19 protein-coding genes and 1 tRNA gene are annotated in these 24,139 nt (G+C 70.6%); 13 read left to right on the forward strand and 7 right to left on the reverse strand.

All coding sequences use genetic code 11. The features are described 5' to 3' along the window. The first annotated feature begins 24 nt into the window (after window positions 1-24). The 4 genes from IF22_RS0120075 to topA all read left to right on the forward strand — a co-directional run bounded on the left by IF22_RS0120075 (window position 25) and on the right by topA (window position 6,906). The gene (locus IF22_RS0120075) at window positions 25-2,385 is read left to right on the forward strand and encodes a sodium-translocating pyrophosphatase (protein ID WP_030334230.1); all 2,361 of its coding nucleotides are present in this window, start codon (window positions 25-27) and stop codon (window positions 2,383-2,385) included. A 51-nt stretch (window positions 2,386-2,436) separates the two neighbouring features. Next, entirely contained in the window at window positions 2,437-2,976 is a 540-nt protein-coding gene (locus IF22_RS0120080) for a nucleoside/nucleotide kinase family protein (RefSeq protein WP_030334232.1), read from the forward strand. Then, entirely contained in the window at window positions 2,967-3,719 is a 753-nt protein-coding gene (locus IF22_RS0120085) for a hypothetical protein (RefSeq protein ID WP_030334233.1), read from the forward strand. Before IF22_RS0120080 ends, IF22_RS0120085 begins: the two co-directional genes overlap by 10 nt. A gap of 349 nt (window positions 3,720-4,068) precedes the next feature. Further along, window positions 4,069-6,906, forward strand: a complete 2,838-nt coding sequence (topA, locus tag IF22_RS0120090) for a type I DNA topoisomerase (protein WP_030334236.1) — start codon at window positions 4,069-4,071, stop codon at window positions 6,904-6,906. Between the two features lie 119 nt (window positions 6,907-7,025). Here topA and IF22_RS0120095 read toward each other — a convergent pair whose 3' ends face one another. Continuing rightward, window positions 7,026-8,342 (reverse strand): D-arabinono-1,4-lactone oxidase, encoded by a 1,317-nt coding sequence (locus IF22_RS0120095; protein ID WP_030334238.1) that lies wholly within the window; start codon window positions 8,340-8,342, stop codon window positions 7,026-7,028. 226 nt (window positions 8,343-8,568) lie between these two features. Between IF22_RS0120095 and IF22_RS33210 the strand changes: the two genes are divergently transcribed. After that, window positions 8,569-9,174, forward strand: a complete 606-nt coding sequence (locus IF22_RS33210; RefSeq protein ID WP_051708646.1) for a TetR/AcrR family transcriptional regulator — start codon at window positions 8,569-8,571, stop codon at window positions 9,172-9,174. A 50-nt stretch (window positions 9,175-9,224) separates the two neighbouring features. Here IF22_RS33210 and IF22_RS0120105 read toward each other — a convergent pair whose 3' ends face one another. Further along, on the reverse strand, window positions 9,225-10,433 hold the full coding sequence (locus IF22_RS0120105; protein WP_030334243.1) for an amino acid deaminase/aldolase: 1,209 nt from the start codon (window positions 10,431-10,433) through the stop codon (window positions 9,225-9,227). Window positions 10,434-10,741: 308 nt separating this feature from the next. Between IF22_RS0120105 and tmk the strand changes: the two genes are divergently transcribed. The 6 genes from tmk to IF22_RS0120135 all read left to right on the forward strand — a co-directional run bounded on the left by tmk (window position 10,742) and on the right by IF22_RS0120135 (window position 16,696). Further along, window positions 10,742-12,841 (forward strand): dTMP kinase, encoded by a 2,100-nt coding sequence (gene tmk, locus IF22_RS0120110; protein WP_081883918.1) that lies wholly within the window; start codon window positions 10,742-10,744, stop codon window positions 12,839-12,841. Further along, entirely contained in the window at window positions 12,841-14,121 is a 1,281-nt protein-coding gene (locus IF22_RS0120115; RefSeq protein ID WP_030334247.1) for a DNA polymerase III subunit delta', read from the forward strand. Before tmk ends, IF22_RS0120115 begins: the two co-directional genes overlap by 1 nt. 121 nt (window positions 14,122-14,242) lie before the next feature. Next, entirely contained in the window at window positions 14,243-14,572 is a 330-nt protein-coding gene (locus tag IF22_RS0120120) for a YbaB/EbfC family nucleoid-associated protein (RefSeq protein WP_007454690.1), read from the forward strand. Window position 14,573: 1 nt separating this feature from the next. Continuing rightward, on the forward strand, window positions 14,574-14,879 hold the full coding sequence (locus tag IF22_RS0120125) for a hypothetical protein (protein ID WP_030334249.1): 306 nt from the start codon (window positions 14,574-14,576) through the stop codon (window positions 14,877-14,879). Continuing rightward, window positions 14,879-15,559, forward strand: coding sequence for a hypothetical protein (locus tag IF22_RS0120130; protein ID WP_030334251.1), 681 nt, complete (start codon window positions 14,879-14,881; stop codon window positions 15,557-15,559). Before IF22_RS0120125 ends, IF22_RS0120130 begins: the two co-directional genes overlap by 1 nt. Window positions 15,560-15,856: 297 nt before the next feature. Beyond that, on the forward strand, window positions 15,857-16,696 hold the full coding sequence (locus IF22_RS0120135) for a PSP1 domain-containing protein (protein WP_030334252.1): 840 nt from the start codon (window positions 15,857-15,859) through the stop codon (window positions 16,694-16,696). 148 nt (window positions 16,697-16,844) lie between these two features. Here IF22_RS0120135 and IF22_RS0120140 read toward each other — a convergent pair whose 3' ends face one another. After that, entirely contained in the window at window positions 16,845-18,617 is a 1,773-nt protein-coding gene (locus tag IF22_RS0120140) for a metallophosphoesterase family protein (RefSeq protein WP_051708659.1), read from the reverse strand. Window positions 18,618-18,731: 114 nt separating this feature from the next. On the opposite strand from IF22_RS0120140, the gene IF22_RS0120145 reads away from it, so the two are divergent. Both IF22_RS0120145 and IF22_RS0120155 read left to right on the forward strand, forming a co-directional pair. Continuing rightward, window positions 18,732-18,805: transfer RNA gene (locus IF22_RS0120145), tRNA-Thr, on the forward strand. 1,061 nt (window positions 18,806-19,866) lie between these two features. After that, window positions 19,867-20,301 (forward strand): DUF6228 family protein, encoded by a 435-nt coding sequence (locus IF22_RS0120155; RefSeq protein WP_051708647.1) that lies wholly within the window; start codon window positions 19,867-19,869, stop codon window positions 20,299-20,301. 152 nt (window positions 20,302-20,453) lie between these two features. Here IF22_RS0120155 and IF22_RS0120165 read toward each other — a convergent pair whose 3' ends face one another. The 4 genes from IF22_RS0120165 to IF22_RS35975 are packed head-to-tail and all read right to left on the reverse strand — an operon-like array spanning window position 20,454 to window position 23,858. After that, window positions 20,454-21,719 carry a glycosyltransferase gene (locus tag IF22_RS0120165; protein WP_030334255.1) on the reverse strand — a complete coding sequence of 422 codons (1,266 nt, stop codon included), beginning with the start codon at window positions 21,717-21,719 and terminating at the stop codon, window positions 20,454-20,456. A gap of 8 nt (window positions 21,720-21,727) precedes the next feature. Then, window positions 21,728-22,339: a tetratricopeptide repeat protein gene (locus IF22_RS0120170; protein WP_051708648.1), complete on the reverse strand. Its 612-nt coding sequence runs from the start codon at window positions 22,337-22,339 to the stop codon at window positions 21,728-21,730. A gap of 2 nt (window positions 22,340-22,341) precedes the next feature. Continuing rightward, window positions 22,342-22,692: a hypothetical protein gene (locus tag IF22_RS35970; protein ID WP_245233679.1), complete on the reverse strand. Its 351-nt coding sequence runs from the start codon at window positions 22,690-22,692 to the stop codon at window positions 22,342-22,344. Next, entirely contained in the window at window positions 22,647-23,858 is a 1,212-nt protein-coding gene (locus IF22_RS35975; protein ID WP_245233680.1) for a hypothetical protein, read from the reverse strand. The genes IF22_RS35970 and IF22_RS35975 overlap by 46 nt, the downstream gene beginning before the upstream one ends. Between the last annotated feature and the right edge of the window lie 281 nt (window positions 23,859-24,139).

Raw genomic sequence — 24,139 nt, forward strand, 5'->3', positions numbered from 1 at the left:
TTGTTCGGTAACAGGAGGACACAGATGTCCGAGACCTTGGCCGCCGACGGCGGCGGGCTTTCCCTTACCGGAAGCAATGTCACCTACGTCGTCATCGCCGCGGTCGTCGCGCTGGTGGCGCTCGGTTTCGCTGCCGCCCTGACGAAAACGGTGCTGGCCGCTGGTAAGGGCACCGAGAAAATGCAGGAGATCTCGGGGGCGGTCCAGGAGGGCGCCTCGGCCTACCTGCTCCGTCAATTCCGCACCCTGGCGATCTTCGTCGTCATCGCCGTCGTGCTGCTCTTCCTGCTTCCGGTGCACGACACCGACGGCAGTGAGCTCGCCGTGAAGATCGGCCGCTCACTCTTCTTCGTGGTGGGCGCCCTGTTCAGCGCGTTCATCGGCGGTGCCGGCATGTGGTTGGCCACCCGTGCCAACCTGCGCGTGGCCGCCGCCGCGAGAGAGCGAGCAGGTGGCCGCGAGGCGGCCATGAAGATCGCTTTCCGCACCGGTGGTGTCGTCGGCTTCTTCACCGTCGGACTCGGCCTCTTCGGTGCCGCGCTGGTCGTCCTGCTCTACCGGGGTGACGCGCCGACCGTGCTGGAGGGCTTCGGCTTCGGCGCCGCGCTGCTCGCGATGTTCATGCGGGTCGGCGGCGGCATCTTCACCAAGGCCGCCGACGTCGGCGCCGACCTGGTCGGCAAGGTCGAGCAGGGCATCCCCGAGGATGACCCACGCAACGCCGCCACCATCGCCGACAACGTGGGCGACAACGTCGGTGACTGCGCCGGCATGGCCGCCGACCTGTTCGAGTCGTACGCGGTGACGCTTGTCGCCGCGCTGATCCTCGGCCGTGCCGCGTTCGGCGAGGAGGGCCTGGTCTTCCCGCTGATCATCTCCACCATCGGCGTGCTGATCGCGATCGTCGGTGTCTTCATCACCCGGCTGCGCGCGACCGACCGCAACGCCCTGACCGCGATCAACCGGGCCTTCTACCTGTCGGCGGTGCTCTCCGCGGTGCTGGTGGCGATCGCCGCCTACGCGTACCTCCCGGCGACCTTCGGCGAGTTCGACAGCGGGCTCACCGACGCGCCCGGCAACCCCCGGCTGGTCGCCATCGGCGCGGTGGTCATCGGCATCGTGCTGGCCGCCGCGATCCAGGCGCTGACCGGCTACTTCACCGAGACCAACCGGCGCCCGGTGCAGGACATCGGCAAGAGCTCGCAGACCGGTGCGGCGACGGTGATCCTGGCCGGCATCAGCATCGGCCTGGAGTCGGCTGTCTACTCGGCTCTGCTGATCGGCGCCGGCGTCTTCGGGGCGTTCCTCCTCGGCGGCAGCTCCATCACGCTGTCGCTGTTCGCGGTGGCGCTGGCCGGCACCGGCCTGCTCACCACCGTCGGCGTGATCGTCGCGATGGACACCTTCGGGCCGATCTCCGACAACGCCCAGGGCATCGCCGAGATGTCCGGTGACCTCGACGAGCACGGCGCTCGCACGCTCACTGAGCTGGACGCGGTCGGCAACACCACCAAGGCGATCACCAAGGGCATCGCGATCGCCACTGCGGTGCTCGCCGCGACCGCGCTGTTCGGTTCGTACACCGACTCGCTCCGCAGCGCGTACGCGACGGCTGGCGTGGGCGACGTCGGGACGGAGATCCTCAACTCGCTGAACGTGGCGAACCCGCGCAACCTGGTCGGCCTGATCATCGGCGCGGCGGTGGTGTTCCTCTTCTCCGGGTTGGCCATCAACGCGGTGTCCCGCTCGGCCGGTGCCGTGGTGATGGAGGTCCGCCGGCAGTTCCGTGAGCTGCCCGGCATCATGGACGGCACCCAGCGCCCGGAGTACGGCAAGGTCGTCGACATCTGCACCCGGGACGCGCAGCGCGAGCTGATGACCCCCGGTCTGCTCGCCATCCTGGCGCCGATCGCTGTCGGGTTCGGCCTCGGGCCCGGTGCGCTCGCCGCGTACCTGGCCGGTGCGATCGGTGCCGGCACCCTGATGGCGGTGTTCCTGTCCAACTCCGGTGGGGCCTGGGACAACGCCAAGAAGTTGGTCGAGGACGGCGCGTACGGCGGCAAGGGCTCCGAGGCGCACGCCGCCACTGTCATCGGCGACACCGTCGGTGACCCGTTCAAGGACACCGCCGGCCCGGCGATCAACCCGCTGATCAAGGTGATGAACCTGGTCTCGCTGCTGATCGCGCCCGCCGTGGTGGCCTGGAGCGTCGGCGACGACCGCAACGTCGGCCTGCGCGTCAGCATCGCGCTGGTGGCGACGCTGATCATCGTGGCGTCGGTGGTGTTCAGCAAGCGCAAGGGCATCGCGATGTCCGACTCGGACGCCGATGGCAACACCGGCGCGGGCAGCACCGATCACCGTCCGGAGACGGTGAACGCCTGACCCAGGAACGGCCCGGTGCCACACCTGGCCAAAGGCCGTACGCTGCAACGCATGCGTACGTGCCGGGCGTCTGCCGCCGGAAAGCTCACGGTGGTCCTGGCCACGATCGTCGTCCTGGCCGGCTGCGGCGGCGGCCCCAGCCCACGGGCCTGGGCGGCCTCGGTCTGCGGCGCGCTCACCCCGTGGCGCTTGGAGATCAACAAGCTGACCAGCAGCACTGATGAGCAGATGACCGCGCAGACCACGCCGGCGCAGGCCAAGGAGAACCTGGTGCGGCTCTTCGACGGGGCGGAGCAGGCCAGCGAGGCCGCGCGCCGCAAGGTGGAGAAGGCGGGCATCCCGGAGACCGACAACGGCGAGGCCATCTCCGTGGGTTTCCGCAGCTCGCTGGGGAAGATGCGGGACGCGTACGGCCGTGCCCGGGACACCATCGACGGCCTGGGCACCGGCGAGCCGACCGTCTTCTACGACGGCGTGCGGGCCGCGGTGGAGACGCTCAACAAGGAGTACGACGCCAGCGCGCTGGACACCAGCAAACTCAACTCCGAGGAGTTGAAACAGGCATTCGACGAGGTGCCGGAGTGTCGCTGAGCGGGCTCGGTGACACCGGGAAGGCGCAGCCGCCCCCGGCGCTGTTCCCCGCGCCCGAGTCCGACACGCCCACTCCCGGGCGACGCCGTGGCGGCGCGCCGCGGAACGGCCCGTCGCAACACGGCTCCCCAGTGAACGGCCCGGCCCCGGGTGACGACGCGGGCCGGCAACTTGTGTTCTTCGGCGCGGACGCTGCCGAACCGGCCGTCGCCGACCTCGCCGGGTTGCTCGCCGGGCCGGCTGAGGTGGTCCGGATGGGCGGCACCGCCCGGCTCTCGGTGCGGGTGGACGCCGCGTGGCGGGTGCACGTGCTCGTCGCCGAACTGGCGTCGCGCGGGCTGGCCGCCAGCTGGGAGCCGATCGAGGGCGAGCGACACGCCGTGCGTACGTCGTACACCCGGGTCTTGAAGCCGCTCGCGGCCGCCTGGCTGAACGGTTCGACGAAACGCCCGCCGGCGGCCTTCCACCTGACCGGCCGGCGGTTGCGGCTGTGGCTCGCCGCCGCCGGGACGCCGGAGCCTCCCGACTGTTACCTGTTGCGGCTGGGCCCCGACGACCAGGAGTGTTGGGAGTCGATCGGCGTCGCGCTCGCGGCGGCCGGGCTGGCCGGGACGCTGGTCGGCCCGGCGGAGGGTGGCCCGGCGTACCGGATCGCCGGACGCCGCCGGTTGGCCCGACTCGCCGAGCTGGTCGGCGGACCGCCGCCTGCGGCACCGGTCGACGCCTGGCCCGCTCGGCAGTGAACCGGTCATTTCGCCCAGGTCGGCGGCGGCGTCCGGGTGTCCGGTGCCGGACAGCCGGCGGGTCGATCCAGGCGGAAAACGGGCGGGTCGGACCTCGGTCGTGAGTCCGCCATCGTCACAGTGACCCGCTTCGAGCCCTACTCACGGTGTACGGTGGCGCCGTCCGGCAGTGCCGAGCGCGGCGGGGCGGTGTCGACCGCCGCGTCGAAGCGGTTTGCGGCCCGCGAAACCCGAATCGCGGGCAACGCGTTACGTTGGACATCCGGACCGCCGGTGCTACGGCGGGGTCGAAAGCGGTCGCTGTCCGGGCGCCGGCAGGCCACGAGCAGGAGTGAGGTCGGGGAGAGACGTGCCGAGCAACGCTGGAACCACCCGTCTGGTCATCGTCGAGTCACCGGCGAAGGCCAAGACGATCTCGGGCTACCTCGGCCCGGGGTACGTCGTGGAGGCCAGCTTCGGTCACGTCCGCGACCTGCCGCGCAACGCCGCCGACGTGCCGGCCAAATACAAGAAGGAGCCCTGGGCCCGGCTCGGGGTGGACGTCGACAACGGCTTCCACGCGCTCTACGTCGTCTCCGCCGACCGCAAGCAGCAGATCAGCAAGCTGGTGAAGCTGGCCAAGGAGGTCGACGAGATCCTCCTGGCCACGGATGAGGACCGCGAGGGCGAGGCGATCGCCTGGCACCTGGTGGAGACGCTCAAGCCCAAGGTGCCGGTCAAGCGGATGGTCTTCCACGAGATCACCAAGCCGGCGATCCAGGCGGCGGTGGCCAACCCCCGGGAGATCGACCGCGATCTGGTGGACGCCCAGGAGGCGCGCCGGATCCTCGACCGCCTGTACGGCTACGAGGTCTCCCCGGTGCTGTGGAAGAAGGTCATGCCGCGGCTCTCGGCGGGCCGGGTGCAGTCGGTGGCGACCCGCATCGTGGTCGAGCGGGAACGCCAGCGGATGGCCTTCCGCACCGCCGAATACTGGGACATCCTGGCCACCCTGGCGGTGGCCAACGCCGGCGAGGGTCCGCGCAGCTTCAATGCCACCCTGATCGCCCTGAACGGCGACCGGATCGCCACCGGTAAGGACTTCGAGCCGACCACCGGTCGCGTCCGGGCCGGCGCCGGGGTCGTGCACCTCGACGAGAGTGGTGCCCGGGGTCTCGCGGCCCGCCTCGACGGGCGGCCGTTCACCGTCACCCGGGTCGAGGAGAAGCCCTACCGTCGTCGCCCGTACGCGCCGTTCATCACCTCGACCCTCCAGCAGGAGGCGGCCCGCAAGCTGCGCCTGTCCTCGCAGCAGACGATGCGCACCGCGCAGCGCCTGTACGAGAACGGCTACATCACCTATATGCGTACCGACTCGGTCAACCTGTCGGAGACCGCCATCTCGGCGGCCCGTCGACAGATCGTCGAGCTGTACGGCGAGCGCAGCGTTCCGCCGGAGCCGCGCCGCTACACCGGCAAGGTGAAGAACGCGCAGGAGGCGCACGAGGCGATCCGTCCGGCGGGGGACAACTTCCGCACCCCGGGCGAGGTGGCCAAGGAGCTGTCCGCTGAGGAGTTCAAGCTCTACGAGCTGATCTGGCGGCGCACCATCGCCTCGCAGATGACCGACGCGGTCGGCTCCAGCGTGTCGGTGCGGATCCGGGCGGTCTCCACCGCGCAGGAGGAAGCCGACTTCGGCGCGACCGGCAAGACCATCACCGACCCGGGCTTCCTGCGTGCGTACGTCGAGTCCAGCGACGACGAGAACGCCGAGGCCGAGGACGCCGAGCGCCGGCTGCCCACCCTGGCCAAGGACCAGCCGCTGACCGCCGACGAGCTGGCCGCGCAGGGCCACCACACCCAGCCGCCGTCGCGCTACACCGAAGCGTCGCTGGTCAAGGCCCTGGAAGAGCTGGGCATCGGCCGCCCGTCCACCTACGCGTCGATCATGCAGACGATCCAGGACCGGGGATACGTCACCAAGCGCGGCCAGGCGATGATCCCGACCTTCCTGGCCTTCGCGGTGATCGGGCTGATGGAGCGGCACTACCCCCGCCTGATCGACTACGACTTCACCGCCACCATGGAGAACGAGCTGGACGAGATCGCCGGCGGAGACCACGCCGCCGTCGACTTCCTGACCGCGTTCTACTTCGGCAGCTCCAACGGTGCCGGTGACCAGGACATCGCCCGTTCCGGCGGGCTCAAGAAGCTGGTCACCGAGAACCTCAGCGACATCGACGCCCGCAGCGTCAACTCCATCCCGCTCTTCACCGACGACGACGGTCGCGAGGTGGTGGTGCGGGTCGGCCGCTACGGGCCGTACCTGCAACGGGAGCTGCCCGGCGGTGAGCAGCCGGCACCGGCAGCGGGTGAGGGCGAGGAGGGCGGCAGCCAGGGTGACCGGGCGCCGATCCCTGAGGGCCTGGCCCCGGACGAGCTGACCCCGGAGAAGGTGCACGAGCTGTTCCTCGGCGGCAGCGGCGAGCGCAAGCTCGGCGACGACCCCGCCACCGGCGAGCCGATCGTGCTCAAGTCCGGCCGGTTCGGCCCGTACGTCTCCAGTGGTGAGCGGAAGTCGTCGCTGCTGCGTACGCAGACACCGGACTCGTTGACCCTGGAGGAGGCGCTCAAGCTGCTCAGCCTTCCCCGGCTGATCGGTGTCGCGCCGGACGGCGTCGAGGTCTTCGCGAACAACGGCCGGTACGGCCCGTACGTCAAGCGGGGCGAGGAGTTCCGTTCGCTGGAGTCCGAGGACCAGATGTTCACTGTCGGCCTCGACGAGGCGCTGGCTCTGCTGGCCGCCCCGAAGGCCCGTGGACGGCGAGCCGCGGCACCGCCGCTGCGCGAGATGGGCGTGGACCCGGCGACCGAGAAGCCGCTGGTGATCAAGGACGGCCGGTTCGGCCCGTACGTGACCGACGGGGAGTTCAACGCGTCGCTGCGGCGCGGGCAGACCCCGGAGGCGCTGACCCTGGAGGAAGCCTCCGAGATGCTCGCCGAGAAGCGGGCGAAGGGTCCGGCGCCGCGGAAGAAGGCGGCGGCGAAGAAGGCGCCCGCGAAGAAGGCCACGGCCACCAAGAAGACGGCCGCGGCGAGCAAGTCCACGGCTGCGAAGAAGACGACGACGGCCAAGGCGACGACGGCGGCGAAGAAGGCCCCGGCGAAGAAGGCCGCCCCGCGCAAGGCCGCCACCAGCAGCGAGTAACCCCGGCGCGAGCCAACCGATCGGTGCCCGCGCCGGTCCGACTCCCAGACCTTGGACAGTTTCCGTTCCGACAGAGCGGAGACTGTCCAAGTCCTACGTGGCTCCGCCTGGGCGTGCCGTCAGGCGCCGAGGACGTGGTTCAGGTGGGGGCTGGCGAAGACGCGGTCCGGGTCGAGGCGGTCGCGGACGGCCTGGAAGTCCGGGAAGCGGGGGTACGCGGTGGCCAGCGAGGCGGCGTCGCGGTAGTGCAGCTTGCCCCAGTGCGGGCGACCGCCCAGCCCGGCGGCCACCTTCTCGAAGGCCCGGAAGTACGGCTCGTACGGCATGCCGACGTACTGGTGCACGGCGATGTAGGCGTTGTCCCGGCCGTAGCCGTGCGACAGCCAGATGTCGTCGGCGGCGGTGAACCGCACCTCCACCGGGAAGAGCACCTTGAACGGCAGGCCGTCCACGATGCGCTGGAGCGCGGCGAGCGCCTCCGGCAGCGCCTCGCGGGGCAGGCCGTACTCCATCTCCACGAAGCGGACCCGGCGCGGGGTGCAGAAGACCCGGTCGGAGCGGCCGGTGTACTGCCGTTCGGTGAGGGCGCGGGCGGAGACCGCGCTGATCCCGGGGGCCAGCGCGGGCACGGCCCGGCCGAGCCGGCAGGCCCCGGCGAAGACCCGGTTGGACAGGAAGTCGTCGTCCATCCAACCGCGCCAGCGCGACAGCGGCCGGTCGTTGGCGGGTACCCGGTCGTTGGCCTTGACCTGGACCCGGGACGTGTACGGGAACCAGTAGAACTCGACGTGGTCGTGCCGGCCGATCAGCTCGGGCAGTTCCCCGAGCACGTCGGCCAGTTCGGCCGGGCGTTCGTGGGCGCGCAGGACGAAGGCGTCGACGCAGCGCAGGGTCACCTCGACCAGGACACCGAGCGCGCCGAGTGACACCCGGGCGGCGGCGAGGACGTCGGGATTCTCGTCGACGGAGCAGCGCAGCACCTCGCCGGCACCGGTGACCAGTGTGATCGCCTCGACGAAGGTGGAGAGGCACCCGTAACCGGCGCCGGTGCCGTGGGTACCGGTGGAGATCGCCCCGGCGACGGTCTGCGCGTCGATGTCGCCGAGGTTGGGCAGCGCGAGGCCGTGCCGGGCGAGCAGGCCGTTGAGCGCGTGCAGGGTCATTCCGGCCGGAACTGTGACAAGTCGGTGGGCGACGTCCACGCTGACCAGGGTGTCCAGCTCGGACAGGTCCATCCGCCGGTCGTCGGCGAGCGCGACGGCGGTGAACGAGTGGCCGCTGCCGGTCACCCGGATTCGAGCGCCGTCGGCCACTGCGGATCGGACGGCTTCTGCGACGTCGGTCGGCGAGCCGGGGCGCAGGATCGTGCTGGCGCTGCCACGCTGGTTCCCGGCCCAGTTGGACCAGCCAGCCCGGGGCGGTGCGATGCGAACCATGCGCACTCCTCATTCATGAATATGAACTGACTTCATATCAGGAACGTTGTAGCTGGTAAATACCGCAATTGCGATCCGCTCGTTGTACCGGTAGTCACGGACTCGTGACGTGGAGATATGTTCATCCGTCGAAGGGGGGTGGCGCAGAGTGTCCACACCAGCCGCCACGACCGGGCCGCTGCGCCGCGTACCGGTGCAAGGTCGAAGTGTCGCGCGGGTACAGCGCATGTTGGATGCCTGCGCCGAACTCGTCGACGAGGTGGGGTACGAGGGGCTGACCACCACCCTGCTCGCCGAGCGGGCCGAGGTGGCGATCGGGTCGGTCTACCAGTTCTTTCCGGACAAGCGGGCGATCGTGCAGGCGTTGACCCTGCGGACCATGGAGTCCTACCTCCAGCGCCTCGACGAGCGGTTCGCCTCCGACGAGATGACCCACTGGTGGGACGGCGTCGACGCGGGCATCGACGAGTACATCACGATGCACCGCACCGTCCCCGGCTTCCGTACCCTGCACTTCGGCGACGTGGTCGACCTGCACCTGCTCGACGAGCAGCGGGACAACAACGGCGTGATCGCCGACCAGTTGGCCCGGGTGCTCACCGAACGTTTCGGGCTCACCGACGTGCCCCAGCTGCGCTTCGTGCTGGAGATCGCGGTCGAGGCGGCGGACGCGCTGATCAAGCTCGCGTTCCGCCGGAAGTCCGACGGCGACGAACGGGTGCTGCTGGAGGCGAAGGCGCTGATCCGGGAGTACCTGCACCGCCAGGTCGACGGCCCGGACAATGGCCGGTCCGCCGCCGGGAAACAGGCCGAGGCGGCCCAGCCCGTCTGAGTCGGCGCGGGGCGCGGCCCTCCGGCCGGCGGTGGGTCGGCCCTCCGGCGTCAGAGGAAGGCCCGCCCCTCACCCCGGTAGGTGGGGACCGTCGCCACCACCGCGTCCCCCTCGATCAGGTGCAGCTCGTTGACCCGTTCACACAGCTCACCTGCCTTGGCGTGGCGGAACCACACCCGGTCGCCGACGCGTAGGTCAGCCGCCGCCGCTCCGGACAGCGGCGTCTGCACCTCGCCGGCACCCTCGGTGCCGACCAGCTTCAGCCCCGCCGGTAACCAGGGCCGGGGCAGCCGGCTGTCGGCGGCCGGTCCGGAGGCGATCCAGCCGCCGCCGAGCACCGTGGCCAACTCCGGCGTCGGCCGGCGGACCACGGTGCAGGCGAAGAAGGCCGCCGGGGTGGGCCGCCAGGCGCGGTACGCGTCGAACAGCGTCGGCCCGTACAGGCCCGATCCCGCGGTGACCTCGGTGACCGCGGGATCGGCGCTGGTCGCGGCCACGCTGCCGGTGCCGCCGCCGTTGACGAACTCCAGGTCGGCGTGCTCGCGTACCGCGGCGACCGCCGCACCACGACGGGCCAGCAGCTCGCGGTACGACCCGCGCTGGGCCAGCCTGATCGCGCCGGCCAGCAGCGTCTGCCCCGGCGGCGCGTCGCCCAGGCCGGCGATCTGCGCCTCGTACGACATGAGCCCGACCAGCCGGAAGCCGGGCCGACCGGCGACGGCCGCGGCGAGCGCTCCGGCGGCCCGCGCGCTGTGCACCGGTGAGCGGCGGACGCCGACGTGCACCCGGCCGCGCAGCGGTCGCCAGGAGGCGTCCAGATCCAGGCACAGCCGTAGCTCGGCGCGCTGCCCCGGTGCCGCGACGGCGTCGATGAGGTCGAGTTGGCCGGTGCCGTCGATCATCAGGGTGATCGCGGCGGCGAGCGTCGGGTCGGCGCCCAGCTCGGCGAGGGCGGCCCGGTCCCCGCTCGGGTACGCGACCAGCACGTCGTCGCTGACGCCGGCGCGGACCAGCCAGATCGCCTCGGGCACTGTGAACGCCATGATGCCCTGCCAGCCGGGCCGCCCGAGAGCTCGGCTGATCAACTCCCGGCTGCGGACCGACTTGCTGGCGAGGCGGACCGGCTTTCCGGCGGCGCGATCGGCCAGGGCGGCCGAATTGGCGTCGAAGGCGCTGAGGTCGACCACCGCGTACGGGGGGTCGAGATGGGCAGTCGCCCGGTCCAGGCGCTCGCGAAGTTTGTCGCTTTCGATGGCCACGTGTGCACGCTAACTGTCTGACGGAGAATGCGAAATACCCTCGCGTACGTCCGGGCTGCGGCCGGTACCTCCGGCGGCCTAGGCTCAGCGAGCAGGAGAATGTCGCCCGGAGGGTGGCCCCCACCCGGGTCTAGAGTGTTGCACCGGAGGTGCCCAGCGATGGGCCGGCACGTGGAGGTACGGCCATCGAAAGCCAGAACAGCGGCGAGTCGCCCGGCGTGTCGCGATCGAGCGACCAGTCGGGCAACGCCGCCAACCCGTCCAGCGGTGGTCAGGTAGATCCGTCCGGTTATGCCGCCATCCGGTCCGTGCTGCGCATCCAGCCGTTCCGGCGGCTCTGGATCGTGCTCGGCGCGGCCTCCTTCGGCGACTGGCTCGGCCTGCTGGCCACCGCCCTCTTCGCCGCCTCGCAGGTGCAGGGCAGTACCGCCCAGGGCGCCGCGTTCGGCGGGGTCACCGCGATCCGGCTGCTGCCCGCGCTGGTGCTCGGCCCGGTGGCCGGCGTCTTCGCCGACCGGTTCGACAGGCGCTGGACGATGGTCATCTGTGACCTGCTGCGCTTCGTGCTCTTCGCCTCCATTCCGCTCTACGCCCTCAGCGGCGCCGCCGGCGGCCTGGTGGTCGGCTGGGCGCTGATCGCCACCTTCCTGATCGAGTCGCTCACCCTGCTGTGGATTCCGGCCAAGGAGGCCGCGGTCCCGAACCTGATCCCCCGGGCCCGGCTGGAGGCGGCCAACCAGCTCACCCTGATCACCACCTACGGCCTCACCCCGGTCGCCGCGGCCATCGGCCTTGCGGTGCTCGACCGTGGCGTCCGTGGCGCCGTGGGCGGCGACCTGCCCTCCTGGGCCGAGCCGGCCCAGCTCGCCCTCTGGTTCAACTCCTTCTCCCGGCTCGCCACCGCGTTGGTGGTGGCGTTCGGGATCAAGGAGATCAGCGAGGCGCAGCGCGGCGAGGCGGAACGCGCCGAGCAGAGCATGTTCCGGCAGTTCTCCGAGGGTTGGAAGTACATCGGCCAGACCCCGCTCGTCCGGGGCCTGGTGCTGGGCATTTTCGGCGCGTTCGCCGGCGGCGGCATCGTGGTCGGCACGGCCAAGTTCTTCGCCAACTCGCTGGGCGCCGGTGACGCCGCGTTCTCACTGCTCTTCGGCGCGATCTTCGTCGGTCTGGCGCTCGGCATCGGGCTCGGCCCGATGGTCGTCAAGGAGATGTCCAGGCGTCGCTGGTTCGGCATGAGCATCGTGCTGGCCAGCGCCGCCGTGATGACCCTCGCCTTCGCCATCCACCTGTCGATGGCGATCGTCGGCGCGGTGCTGGTCGGCGCGGGCGCCGGGATGGCCTTCCTGGCCGGCACCACCCTGCTCGGCGGCGAGGTTGCCGACGAGGTGCGCGGCCGAGTCTTCGCCGTGGTGCAGATCGGCACCCGGCTGGTGCTGATCCTGGCCATCGGGCTGAGCAGCGTGTTGGTCGGCGTCGGCGGTTCGCGCAAGCTGGAGATCGCTGACCTGGGCCTGTCCATCTCGTCGACTCGGCTGCTGCTGCTCGCCGCCGGTGCCGCCGGCATCTTCGCCGGGATCAGCGCGTTCGGCCAGATGGACGACAAGAAGGGCGTCCCCGTCCTCGCCGACCTGTGGGGCTCCATCCGGGGTCGTCCGCTGATGCCGGCCGAGCCGTTCGTCTCCGCCGGGCTCTTCGTGGTCTTCGAGGGCGGCGAGGGCGCGGGGAAGTCGACCCAGCTCACCGCACTCGCCGAGCGGCTGCGCGGTCAGGGCTGCGACGTCGTGGTCACCCGCGAGCCGGGGGCCACCGGCGTCGGCCGGCGGATCCGGTCGCTGGTGCTGGACACCTCCGGCGACGACGCGCCCTCCCCCCGGGCCGAGGCGCTGCTCTACGCCGCCGACCGGGCGCACCACGTGGCCACCGTCGTCCGGCCCGCGCTGGTCCGGGGCGGTGTGGTGATCAGTGACCGGTACGTCGACTCGTCCCTGGCGTACCAGGGCGCCGGCCGTACGCTGCCCGTCGACGAGGTTTCCTGGCTCTCCTCCTGGGCCACCGGTGGGCTCAAGCCCGACCTCGTGGTGCTGCTCGACGTCGAGCCGCACACCGGCCTGTCCCGGGTGGCCTCGCGCAACACCGGCACCGACCGGCTGGAGGCCGAGTCGATCGCCTTCCACGAGCGCGTCAGGTACGCGTTCCTCGACCTCGCCGCCGCCGACCCGAAGCGCTACCTGGTGCTCGACGCGTCCCGGCCGGTCGACGAGATCAGCAAGCTGGTGGTCCGGCGGGTCGAGGAGATGCTCGGTAAGCCGGGCGGCATCGTGCACCCGCGCCCGGCGCAGGGCCCGGACACCTCGGTGCAGCCGGAGTTATCCGATGCGGAGCTGGTGACGATGGAGCACAAGACCTGATGCCGGACGTCTTCGCCGACCTGGTCGGTCAGGACGAGGCGGTGGCGGAGCTGCGCCGGGCCGCCGCCGCGGCGGCAGCCGTGCTGCGGGCTGGCGTGGCCGACCGGGCACCCGCGTTGGTCGCCGCCGACCCGGCCAGCGGCGACGAGTCCGCGCTCGCGGCCGGCGACGCCGCGCCCGGTGCCGTGGACCCGTCGACCGGGATGACCCACGCGTGGATCTTCACCGGGCCGCCCGGCTCCGGTCGCTCGGTTGCCGCACGGGCGTTCGCCGCCGCACTGCAGTGCCGGCACGGCACCGGCTGCGGTGAGTGCCCCGGCTGCCACACCACGATGGGCGGCACCCACGCCGACGTGCGGATGGTAGTGCCGGAAGGGCTCTCCATCGGCGTCGGCGAGATGCGCGCGCTGGTGCTCCGCGCGGCCAGTACCCCATCCGGCGGGCGCTGGCAGGTGGTGATCATCGAGGACGCCGACCGGCTCACCGAGGCCGCCGGCAACGCGCTGCTCAAGGCGATCGAGGAGCCCCCACCGCGGACTGTCTTCCTCCTCTGCGCGCCGTCCACCCACCCGGACGACATCTCGGTGACCATCCGGTCGCGCTGCCGGGTCGTACCCCTGCGGCAGCCGCCGGCCGCCGCGGTGGCCGAGGTGCTGGTTCGTCGGGACGGCATCGCACCCGACGTGGCCCAGTGGGCGGCGGCGGCCGCGCAGGGCCACGTGGGTCGGGCCCGCCGGTTGGCGCGCGACCCGGAGGCCCGCAAACGGCGTGAGGCGGTGCTCGCGGTACCCCGCCGGTTGACAGGTGTCGGCGCGGCGTTCGACGCGGCGTCCGCGCTGATCGAGGCGGCCGAGGCGGAGGCCGCGGCGTCGGTCACCGAGGCCGACACGGCCGAACGGGCGGCTCTGGAGACCGCGCTCGGCGCGGGCGGCACCGGCCGGGGCGCGGCCGGCGCGATGCGGGGCGCCGCTGGGCAACTCAAGGAGCTGGAGAAGCGGCAGAAGTCCCGGGCCACCCGGGCCCAGCGCGACGCCCTGGATCGGGCGCTCGTCGACCTGGCGGGCTTCTACCGGGACGCGCTCACCATGGCGCTGCGCGCACCCGTCGCCCCGGTGCACACCGACACGGCGGCGCTGGCCGGTGCCGGCGCCCAGAAGTGGGACGCCGAGGGGGCGCTGCGCCGGCTGGAGGCAGTGCTCGCCTGCCGCGCGGCGATCGAGGCGAACGTCAAGCCGCGGATCGCTGTCGAGGCGATGATGCTCGCCCTCTGGAAGGGCTGACCCGCACGTCCCGGCGTTGTCCACAGGCATCGACAGGTTCGATTGTTGTGCGGTACGGTCCGTGTGCCGTGGTGACGGTGGCAGCACACTGAGTGATGGATCGCCCGGGAGGAGTCGGCCGATGCCGCGGGGGGAGATCGACGAAGCCTGGATCGAGGAGGCGGTGCGACGCTACCGCCGGATCGAGTCCCTCCAGGCCGAGTTCGACCAGGCGGTGTCGACCGTCGAGGTGACCGTCCGGTCGCCGGACGGTCTGGTCGAGGTGGTGGTCACCGCCGGTGGGCGGATCACCGACGTCCGGTTCCTCGGGCCGCTGCACACCCGCAGTCCGCGCGACGTGGCCGGTTCCGTGCAGGCCGCGGTCACCGCGGCGGCCGACGCCGCCGAATGGGCCCGGGAAAAGCTGCACAACGAGACGTTCGCCGCCTACCGACCGCTCGCGGGGGCCTGAGATGGACACACTGCGCGCGCTCTCCGCCCGACTGGACGAGGCGAGCGCCACCCTCACCCTGGTCTCGCACACCGTCACCGCCAGCGATCCGGCCCAGGCCGCGTTCGGCGCCGACGCGCCGGGCCGGCCGGGTGAGATCGGTCGGGCGCTGCACCGGCAGTGGACCACCGCCACCGACGACCGGGCCCGGGAGGCCCGCGCCGCCGCCGGTCGACTGGCCGCCGCCGCCGCGGCGGTGCGGGAGGCCGCCGACCGCTACGCCGAGGTCGACCGGGCGGCCCGCCGCCGACTCACCGGGGAACCGTGATGGACGCACTGGACCGGCTCGCCGAGCCCGGCCTCGACCTGCTCCGCCGGGTGGACACGCTGATCGCCGCCGGCGTGCCCGAGGGGCACCGGGTCTGGCCGCTGCTGCGCCGCATGCAGGTGCTGCCGGGCGACGCCGTCCGCAGCTTCCTCGACCTGCACCCGGTGCCGCTCGCCAGCGCCGGGCACGCGGTGCGCCGGCTCGTCCGGGGGTACGACGACGTCTGCGCCGCGCTCACCGACTCGGTGCTCTGGTCCGGCCCGGCTGCCACCGCGTACGGGCAGCAGCGGGCCGCGCTGCTGCGTCACCTCGACGAGGGGCCGGACAGCCTGGTCGGGCGACTCGACTCCACCGCCGGATACGCCGACGCCCTCGCCGACTGGGTGGAGGGCAGCCGTCTCGCGCTGGCCCGCACGCTGGCCGACGTGCTCCGCTCGGCCGAGGCGGTCGCCGTGGTCGCCGCCACCGCCACCCGCGCGCCAATGCGCCCCGGGCCGGTCGGGCCCGGCGTCGCCGACGCGGCCGAGATCGCCGCCCGGGTGCTGGCGGTGCTGTGCGTCGCGTACGACGGTGCGGAGACGCTGCTGCGACAGTGGGCGCCGAGCCTGGCCGAGACCGCGTGGCGTCCGCCGACGGACGGGCGACCCCGCTACGACCAGCCCACCCGGGTCGGCTGGTAACCCGAACCTCGGGCCCGCGCCGCCCCGGACAGGCCACGGCGTCGCTCGCGGGCACCTGACCTGAGCCGGTGCCCACGGCGACGCCGTGGTCTTCCCCCTGCACCCCCCGCAGGTCTGTCTCCACTCAACGCCGTCGCGGCACGTTTTGTCTCCTGCCCGGCCCCGGATTCAACCGTCCGGGCGAGGAGCAACGGCACGACGGGACGCCCGGCAATGGGTCGAGTCGACGGCGATGAATGGCAGCGGGGCGTAGCCGGCCGGTGCGCCCTGCGCCGCGACCCGTCGTAGGGTGGGGGGATGGGCATGCTCTGCGCGGTCAGCTTCAACCGGTACGGGCGGCTCTACTACCTCGACCCGGGTGACCTGCGTCCGCAGGTGGGCGACCGGGTGCTGGTGCCCACCGATGACGGGCCCGAGGTGGCGGAGTGCGTGTGGGCCGCGCAGTGGGTGACCGAGGACACCGATGGCTTCCCCCGCCTGGTGGGGCTCGCTGGCGACGATGACCTCCGCCGGGACGAGGTGTTGCGTCGGCGCAAGGCTGAGGCGAAGGTGGCAGCGAAACGGCTGATCCGCTCGCACGGCCTGCCGATGAAGGTGGTGGCGGTCGACCACGTGCTCGGCTCCGCCGAGAGCGGCGGCGAGCGCAGCACCGTCTACTTCACCGCCCCGCACCGGGTGGACTTCCGATCCCTGGTCCGCGATCTGGGCGCGACCCTGCACTGTCGGGTGGAGCTGCGTCAGCTCTCCGCCCGCGACTCGGCGCGGGTGCAGGGCGGCATCGGCTCCTGCGGTCGGGACCTGTGCTGCGCCACCTTCCTCACCGACTTCGAGCCGGTGACCATCCGGATGGCGAAGGACCAGGACCTGCCGCTCAACCCGCTGCGCATCTCCGGCGCGTGCGGCCGGCTGATGTGCTGCCTCAAATACGAGCACCCGCTGTACCAGCGCTTCCAGGAGACCGCCCCGGCGGTCGGCAGTCGGGTCTCCACGCCGGAGGGTGACGGCCGGGTGGTCGGCCACAGCGTCCCGAGAGACGCGGTGACAGTACGCCTGGACGCGGACGGCTCGCGCTCCATGTGCTCCCGTGCCGACGTCTGCGGCTCCCGTCAAGCCCACGACCAGCGCTACACCCCCTAACCCCACCCCCGGCCCACCCACCCCCGGCCCCACTCCCGCCGGTCCTCGTTGATCAAGAAGTTTGCGTCATGTCGGGCGCGGTTTCTGACGCAAACCTCTTGATCAACACGGCTGTGTGTGGGGGTGGGTGGTGGGCAGGGGGGTGGGGTTAGGGGAGGACGGTGGGGGGTTCGGTTAGGTGGGGGGTTAGGGGGGACTTCGGGGTCAGCCAGCTTCTGGTGGGGGACTGGTCGGGGTTCACCTGCCAGTCGCGGGAGACGCGATCCACCCCGATCGGGTAGATGGTCAGCGTGCCGTCCGGGTCGATGCGCAGCCGCAGGAACGACTTGGAGTCCTCAATGCCCTGGCCGGCGAAGAGTTCGTTGACGTTCACCCCGAACGAGCTCGCCACCAGCAGGTACGCGGCCACCAGCTGGCTGGCGACCAGACCGATCACCGGGCCGTAGAGCACCGCCGCGGCGACTGCCGGAAGCGGCCACGGCCAGTCGTAGAACGGCAGCGCCAACCAGACCCAGGTGCCGGCCGCCCCCAGGGCCACCTGCGCGACGCCGTGGCCGACGCCGAGGATCCAGTGCCGCGCGTGGCGCTTGCCGCTCGCGCTCGGCGGCTTGGCGAACAGGGCCGCCGCCACCACCGTCACCAGCACCATCGCCACCAGCGGGACGGTGAACAGCCGCTGGTCGGTGCTGTCGGCCCAGTTCGCCGTCGCACCCGCCATGGCCAGCATCAGCAGGGTGTGCAGGGTGCCGAGCAGGGTGGTGAAGCCGGGATTGCGCAGCGGCAACCGGGGGAAGATGCCCCACCCGTAGCGACGGGACCGCGCGGCGTCCGGGTAGCGGGCCACCAGGTCGTACGGCTGGGCGGAGCTGGCCTTGCGGGTCGGCGTGTCCCGCGGTGGCACCTCGATGCGCTCGGGCAGCTTGTGGGTGGGATAGAGGTACGCGCCGCCCCCACCGCAGGTGATCAGCTGTCGGTCCGCCCCGGAGTAGCGGGCGTAGTGGTGCAGGTCGCCGGAGAGCAGCAGCCGCACCCGCGCCCCGGTCGGGTCGATGATCGTACGGATGAAGTAGTCGATCGAGTCGTACGCCGTGGGGTTGTCGACGGCCTTGACCCAGGTCGGCGCCGGCGCCGCGATGATCACCTTGGACTCGGGGCCGAGCCGCCGGGCCACCTCGTCGAAGTAGGCCAGCTGCGGGTCGTCGAGGTACGAGCCGGACTGGTCGTCCACGCCGAGCAACCACCAGTCGGCCGGCAACTCCACGGCGAAGTACGACCGGGACTGCCCGGTGCCCCAGCCCGCGAAGTTGCGGTCCCGGGAACGGACGAACAGCCGCAGGAAAGCGGTGAGACCGTCGTACCAGTCGTGGTTGCCCGGAACCGCGAAGAGGGTGGGCTTCTCGGCCGGCGCCACCGGCAGCGCGGCCTGGTACGGCCCCTTGCACCGGTCCTCGTACGCGGCGTAGGCCGCCGACGGGTACACCTGGTCACCGCCCATCACCAGGGTCTGCGCCCGGGGCAGGCGGTGCCCGTCGACGGTCAGCTCGGGCTGCGCCAGCAGGTACGCCACCGAGTAGGTGGCGTTGAAGCCGTCACCCAGGTCGGCCACGTAGTCGAGCCACAGCCCGCCGTCCGGCCCGACCTGGCGGAAGATGCCGTCGCCGAACGCGTTCTGCAACTCGCGCTTGTCGAGGTACGCCCCGAAGAGCACCGCCAGCAGCGTCCGGATGCCGGTGCTGATCAGCAGGAACGGTGCCAGCCACGGCACCGGCTTGCGGGGTGTGAAGCCCAACTCCAGCGGGTCGGTGCTGCGCGGCCGGTGGGCGGCGCGTTCACCGGCCGGCGGGCGGTCGGGACGCTCCGGGCGGGGGGAATCGTCGCGTTCGTCGCTCACCCGCCGCAGCGTAGTCCCGGGCCCGATCATCCGCTGTCCGGTAAGCGTCCAGATGACGGCCGATGTCCGGTTGGTGCGGGCAGGCGCGACGGGGGTATCCCGTTCGGTCGGTACCGCAGCGGTGCCGTACACTTGTTGATCGTTGCCGCCTTAGCTCAGTCGGCTAGAGCGACGCACTCGTAATGCGTAGGTCGACGGTTCGATTCCGTCAGGCGGCTCGGTACGGAAGCCCAGGTCATCGGCCTGGGCTTCTGCCGTTTCTAAGGTCGACCACTCAACCTGCTCACCGGACCACAGCGCCCCTCCCTCCAGCCGGGCATCAGCTTCCCGATCAACCTCGGGGCCACCGAGAGTGACGTTGATCTGAGAGTGATCGAGGATCTCTGTGACGACGCGGACGCAGTCGGGGCCATGAACGACGGGTCGGAGGCACCCGGCCTGGCGGCGATGCCTTACGGCTGTCACCACTGCTCATCGAGGGCTGCGATCTGCCTACGGAGGTTTCGGGCATCGGTCGGCGGCAGGACCGCAACGGCGACGTCCAGGACCCAGCGCAGTTCGGGCGGGTTCGGACAGCACTCCATCACCCCGCAGCCGGCGCTCTCGTCCCACAAGCGATGCCATGGGTGGCGCACAAACCATGACCAGGTGCGTAGTGCATCAGACACGGCCTGGTTCCAGAGTCGCGTGCGTTCGAGGGAGGCGATGACCTTCAAGCCCTGGGCCGAGAGTCCAGGGATCACCGAGGTTGACCCGTCAAGAGGTCGCCGGTAGATGAAGTCGGCACGCAGTTGCGCGGGGCGCCTACGCGGCATTGCCCTTTCGTGGAGTCGACATGCCGATCATCGTTGCACACCGGCTTTCGGCACAGAGCTTGTGAGCGATACCGCCGTAGTCTTACGCCCGTGGGTCCAGATCGACCAGATCCCCGTCCGCTGTCACCAGAGGAGGCCGCGGTCCTGCATGCGTTGCTGTCGCAGGACTTCCCCGGCGCGAGCGAACTCCGGATGCAGTCGCGGAACGTCCTGGCTCAGCCGGGTTGTGGCTGTGGCTGCGGCACTATCTGGCTTTGGCCGCAAGGTCGACACCCACCGGCCTCCGGTGCGACGCGTCCGGTACCAGCCGAAGGCATCGTGGTCGACGATCAAGGCAAGACGGTTGGCGGCATCTTGCTGTTCGTTCAGGAGGGCCAATTGGCGGACCTTGAGGTGCACTCGTACGACGAGCCACTGCCGATGCCCTCGGCGCACCGGGTGTCGTGGTTCCTCAGAGACCGTCTATGAGCGAACCGTTCGTCCTTGAGAGGTCTGGCGACCAGCGGTGGCTTGTTCATCCGCCGCACGATCCGTACGGCGACGGCTACGTCTACACGATCGCGACGGAGTTGCACGAACTCAACATGACAGCGTCGACAGTCGCCAAGATCGATGGACTTTACGCCTCCCCGGACACGACGCTGCCCGGGTTCGTGGAGAGGCTCGCGGCCGATTGGGAGGGTTGGAGCGGCACCCGTACCTGGACATCGATGGAACGCGAGCTGGTGATCGATGCTCGGCACGACGGTCGAGGCCACGTGTCGCTGGGTGTGACTCTTCGGGCTCCCGGCCCCGACTGGGACGACACGGCCTGGTCCGCCAGAGCGGTCTTCGTCCTCGAAGCGGGAGAGGAGCTGACCCGCTTCGCCGGCGACCTCACACACTTCCTCCGTGCATAGCAGCGGTCGCTCTTACCGCAGCATGTCCGCGTCGCCCGTCTCCTGATCGACAGCCACACGCAACGGCCATCCAAAACTCACGACATGGCAACGCCGCACGCCGGTCACAGTCGCCACCTGCTCGACCCGGCCATCCACGGACTGCCGCATGGTCATATGTTCAGCAGGCCGCCGTTGCGCTGGGCGTCATCCTTGATAGCGATGAGATTCGCGGAGACGTACGGGATGTTGTGTGTCTTGTGCCATTCGCTCGGGAAGTACGTGACCAACCGGGACGCCTGAAATCGGCATGTGATTTCAGGTACGAACCGAGAATATTTGACATCCGTGAAGTACCAGAAGGAGTTTTCGTTGTAGAAGGCCACATGCGTTGGATCCTGGTAGGCACCTCGACCGTCGGTGCTAGGGGTCAGCGACAACAGCATCCCGTTCGGTGCGAGCAATCGGTACAACTCGTTGAACAGCGCGACCTTGTCCGGGATGTGTTCCAGGAAGTCCACCGCCCGAATGACCCCGACGCTGTTGTCCGGCAGGTCGACACCCTTCGTTATGTCGCAGACGATGTCGACACCCGAAGCGGCGTGGTAATCCAGACCGAGATACCCTTCCGGCTTGTTGTGGGCGGCGCCCAGGTCGAGTGCCAGGAGTCCCTGCCGCCGCGACCAGGCCAGCACATTGTGTTGAATGTTCCGGTCGTAGATCTCCACGGTGCGCTGCTGGATGCGGGCGTTGACATCCGGAATGCGCTGCGTGTTCTTGGCGTGCATGCGCTGGAGGTACAGGCATTTCTGAATGTGATGGAACTCGCTCACCTGGTACATCCGAGCCATGAGGTCGGCGTCGTCCGCGACGTCGAGCGACTCGTCGTACCCGCCGACCTTCTCGTAGATGTCCCGGCGGAACGCCCGTACGTGGTTGGGCGCGTACCAGATGTAGCTCACGTTGTGCGGGGTCGGCGGCATCGCCCGGCAGACCAGCACCTCGCGGCCGTCCACCTTCTCGTCGTAGTGCCGCCAGCCGAACGAACTCGCGAAACGGTCCTCGGAGCGGCCGCCGTCCTCCTGGATCTGCGCGGTGTCGCTGTAGACGAACCCCACCTCCGGGTTCGCGTCGAAGGCATCGACGATCTCTTGCAGACAGTCGCTACTGAGCAGATCGTCGTCGTCCAGCTCGACCAGGATGTCGCCGGCAGCCTCGGCGCAGGCGTACCCCTTCACAGCGCCGACGCCGTTCAGGTTGTCCTGGACGATGAGCCGAATGCGATCGTCATGCCTCTCGGGCCGCCAACGCGACCCCTGATTGAGGATGACCACCCATTCCCAGTCGGTGAAAGTCTGGGCGACGAGCGATTCGAAACACTCGTCGATGAAGCGAGTGCGGTTGCTCCCCGTGAAGACCGTTACGCGAGGTGTGCGCATGGAGCCAATCACCTACCTGCCGGCGTCGAGGACCGCGTGGTAGGGGGCGTGCGGTACTTCGCAGGCACGGCTGAGCTGAGCCCCTTGTCCAGGCGGATCGCCGTCTTGAAGGCGTCCCGCGCCGCCGCGTCCTCACCGGACTGGGACAGCAGCATGCCCAGTCGTAGGTAGGCGGTCGACGACTTGTTGTCGATCGACACGATCTTGCGGTAGATGTCCATCGCCGTCGTCGGTGCCTTACCTTCCAGGGCGATGGCCTTGTTGTAGAGGGCCGGCTTGTAGTTGGCGTCGGCCGCCAGTGCCTTGTCGTAGTTGCTGATCGCCTCGTCGGCCTGATTGCGCGACTGGGCGATGTAGCCCAGGTTGAACCAGGCAAACTTGTTGTCGGCCTCGGCGTCCAGCAGCTTCTCGAAGGTGGCCTTCGCCGCGTCGAAGTCGCCGGCCTGGCCCTGCTCGAGACCGAGCTTCAGCAGATCAGCCGGCGTTTCGGTGCCACCGTTCGTCTTGTCGGTGTTGCCGGCGTTGTTCGTCTGTGGCTTCTCGGCAGGCTTGTCGCTGCATGCCGTGACACCGGTCAGCAGGACCGCACCGCAGGCGAGCGACCCGAGTATCTGACGCATGTTCATTTCTCCTCCTCGACGACAACGGGGCGGTTCGGCCTGCTGTTCGTCCGGTTGGCCTCGCTACTGTTGGACGTCGCGCGGTCCGACGTCTCGGACGGAGCCCCCAACATCAGCGGTGTGGCGAGTGAAATGCAGGAGACCCAGATGTCGGCGCCCCCGCCGGTAAAGGTGAACTGGTAGCCGCTGGTCGTGAGTGGCTGGATGAGCACGGGGTTCACTCCTGCACCCGATAGCTGATATCCGGTTCCGACAGCGATATCTCCCGGCTCACAGCCGAAATCGACGGGGGTGTCTGCGATCACGGTCAGCGGACCCTGGATGTAGGCGGCCTGGATTCCGTTGCCCGCCACGCCCTGCGCGCCTTGGGCGCCCTGCGCGCCCTGCGCACCTTGGGCGCCTTGGAAACCTTGAGCGCCGGTGGCGCCTTGGGCGCCTGTGTCACCTTGTGGGCCTTGGGCACCGGTGGCGCCTTGGAAGCCCTGGACCCCTTGGGCCCCTGCGTCGCCCTGTGGGCCTTGGGGGCCGGTGGCGCCTTGGGCGCCTGTGTCACCTTGTGGGCCGCCTTGTGCGCCTTGTGCGCCTGCATCGCCCTGTGGGCCTTGGGGGCCGGTGGCGCCTTGGGCGCCTGCATCGCCTTGCGCGCCTTGAGCGCCGGTGGCGCCTTGAGCGCCTGCATCGCCCTGTGGGCCTTGAGCGCCGGTGGCGCCTTGAGCGCCTGCATCGCCTTGCGCGCCTTGGAAGCCTTGTGCGCCTGCGGCTCCCTGTGGGCCTTGGGGGCCGGTGGCGCCTTGGGCGCCTGCATCGCCCTGTGGGCCTTGAGCGCCGGTGGCGCCTTGAGCGCCTGCATCGCCTTGCGCGCCTTGAGCGCCTGCATCGCCTTGCGCGCCTTGGAAGCCTTGTGCGCCTGCAGCTCCCTGTGGGCCTTGGGGGCCGGTGGCCCCCTGTGCGCCTGCATCGCCTTGGGCGCCTTGGGCACCTGCGTCGCCTTGTGGGCCTTGGGGACCGGTGGCGCCTTGAGCGCCCGCGTCACCTTGAGCGCCGGTGGCGCCCTGTGAACCCTGAGCGCCGGTGGCGCCCTGAGCCCCTGCATCGCCTTGGGGGCCGGTGGCGCCTTGTGCGCCTGCGTCGCCTTGTGCGCCTTGGAAGCCTTGGGCGCCGGTGGCACCTTGGGCGCCCGCATCACCCTGAGCGCCTTGAACGCCTGCGTCGCCTTGGGCACCGGTGGCGCCTTGGAAACCCTGAGTACCTTGGGCGCCCGAGTCGCCCTGTGCGCCCTGTGCGCCTGCGTCACCCTGCGGGCCTTGAGCCCCGGTGGCGCCTTGAGCGCCTGCGTCACCCTGAGCGCCTTGAGCGCCCGGCACGCCGGTGGCGCCCTGAGCGCCTTGGAAGCCTTGAGCGCCTTGGGCGCCTGTGTTGCCCTGGGCGCCTTGGGCGCCTGTGTTGCCTTGAGCGCCCTGGCTGCCCGCTTCGCCTTGGAATCCCTGTGCGCCTTGAGCGCCTGCGTCGCCCTGGGCACCCTGAGCACCGTGAGCGCCCGCGTCGCCTTGAGCGCCCTGAGGGCCTTGGGGGCCTTGCTTGCCGTGCGGGTAGTCGTCCTTGTCCTTGTCGTGACCGCCCCAGGGGCTCTGCCAGCCCTGCGGACCGTAGTCCGGTTGCCCGTCGGGGTACTGGTCCCACGAATCGTCGGGCCCGTCGCTGTCTTGGCGGACCGTTGACCAGGATGAGGGCCACGCGCCGAGTTGGCCATGCGGGCCGGGCGTACCGATGTGTACGTCCTGTGCGGACGGCTTCGCTTCC

It is taken from the genome of Micromonospora parva (genome assembly GCF_000718515.1).
Classification (GTDB): Bacteria; Actinomycetota; Actinomycetes; order Mycobacteriales; family Micromonosporaceae; genus Micromonospora; species Micromonospora parva.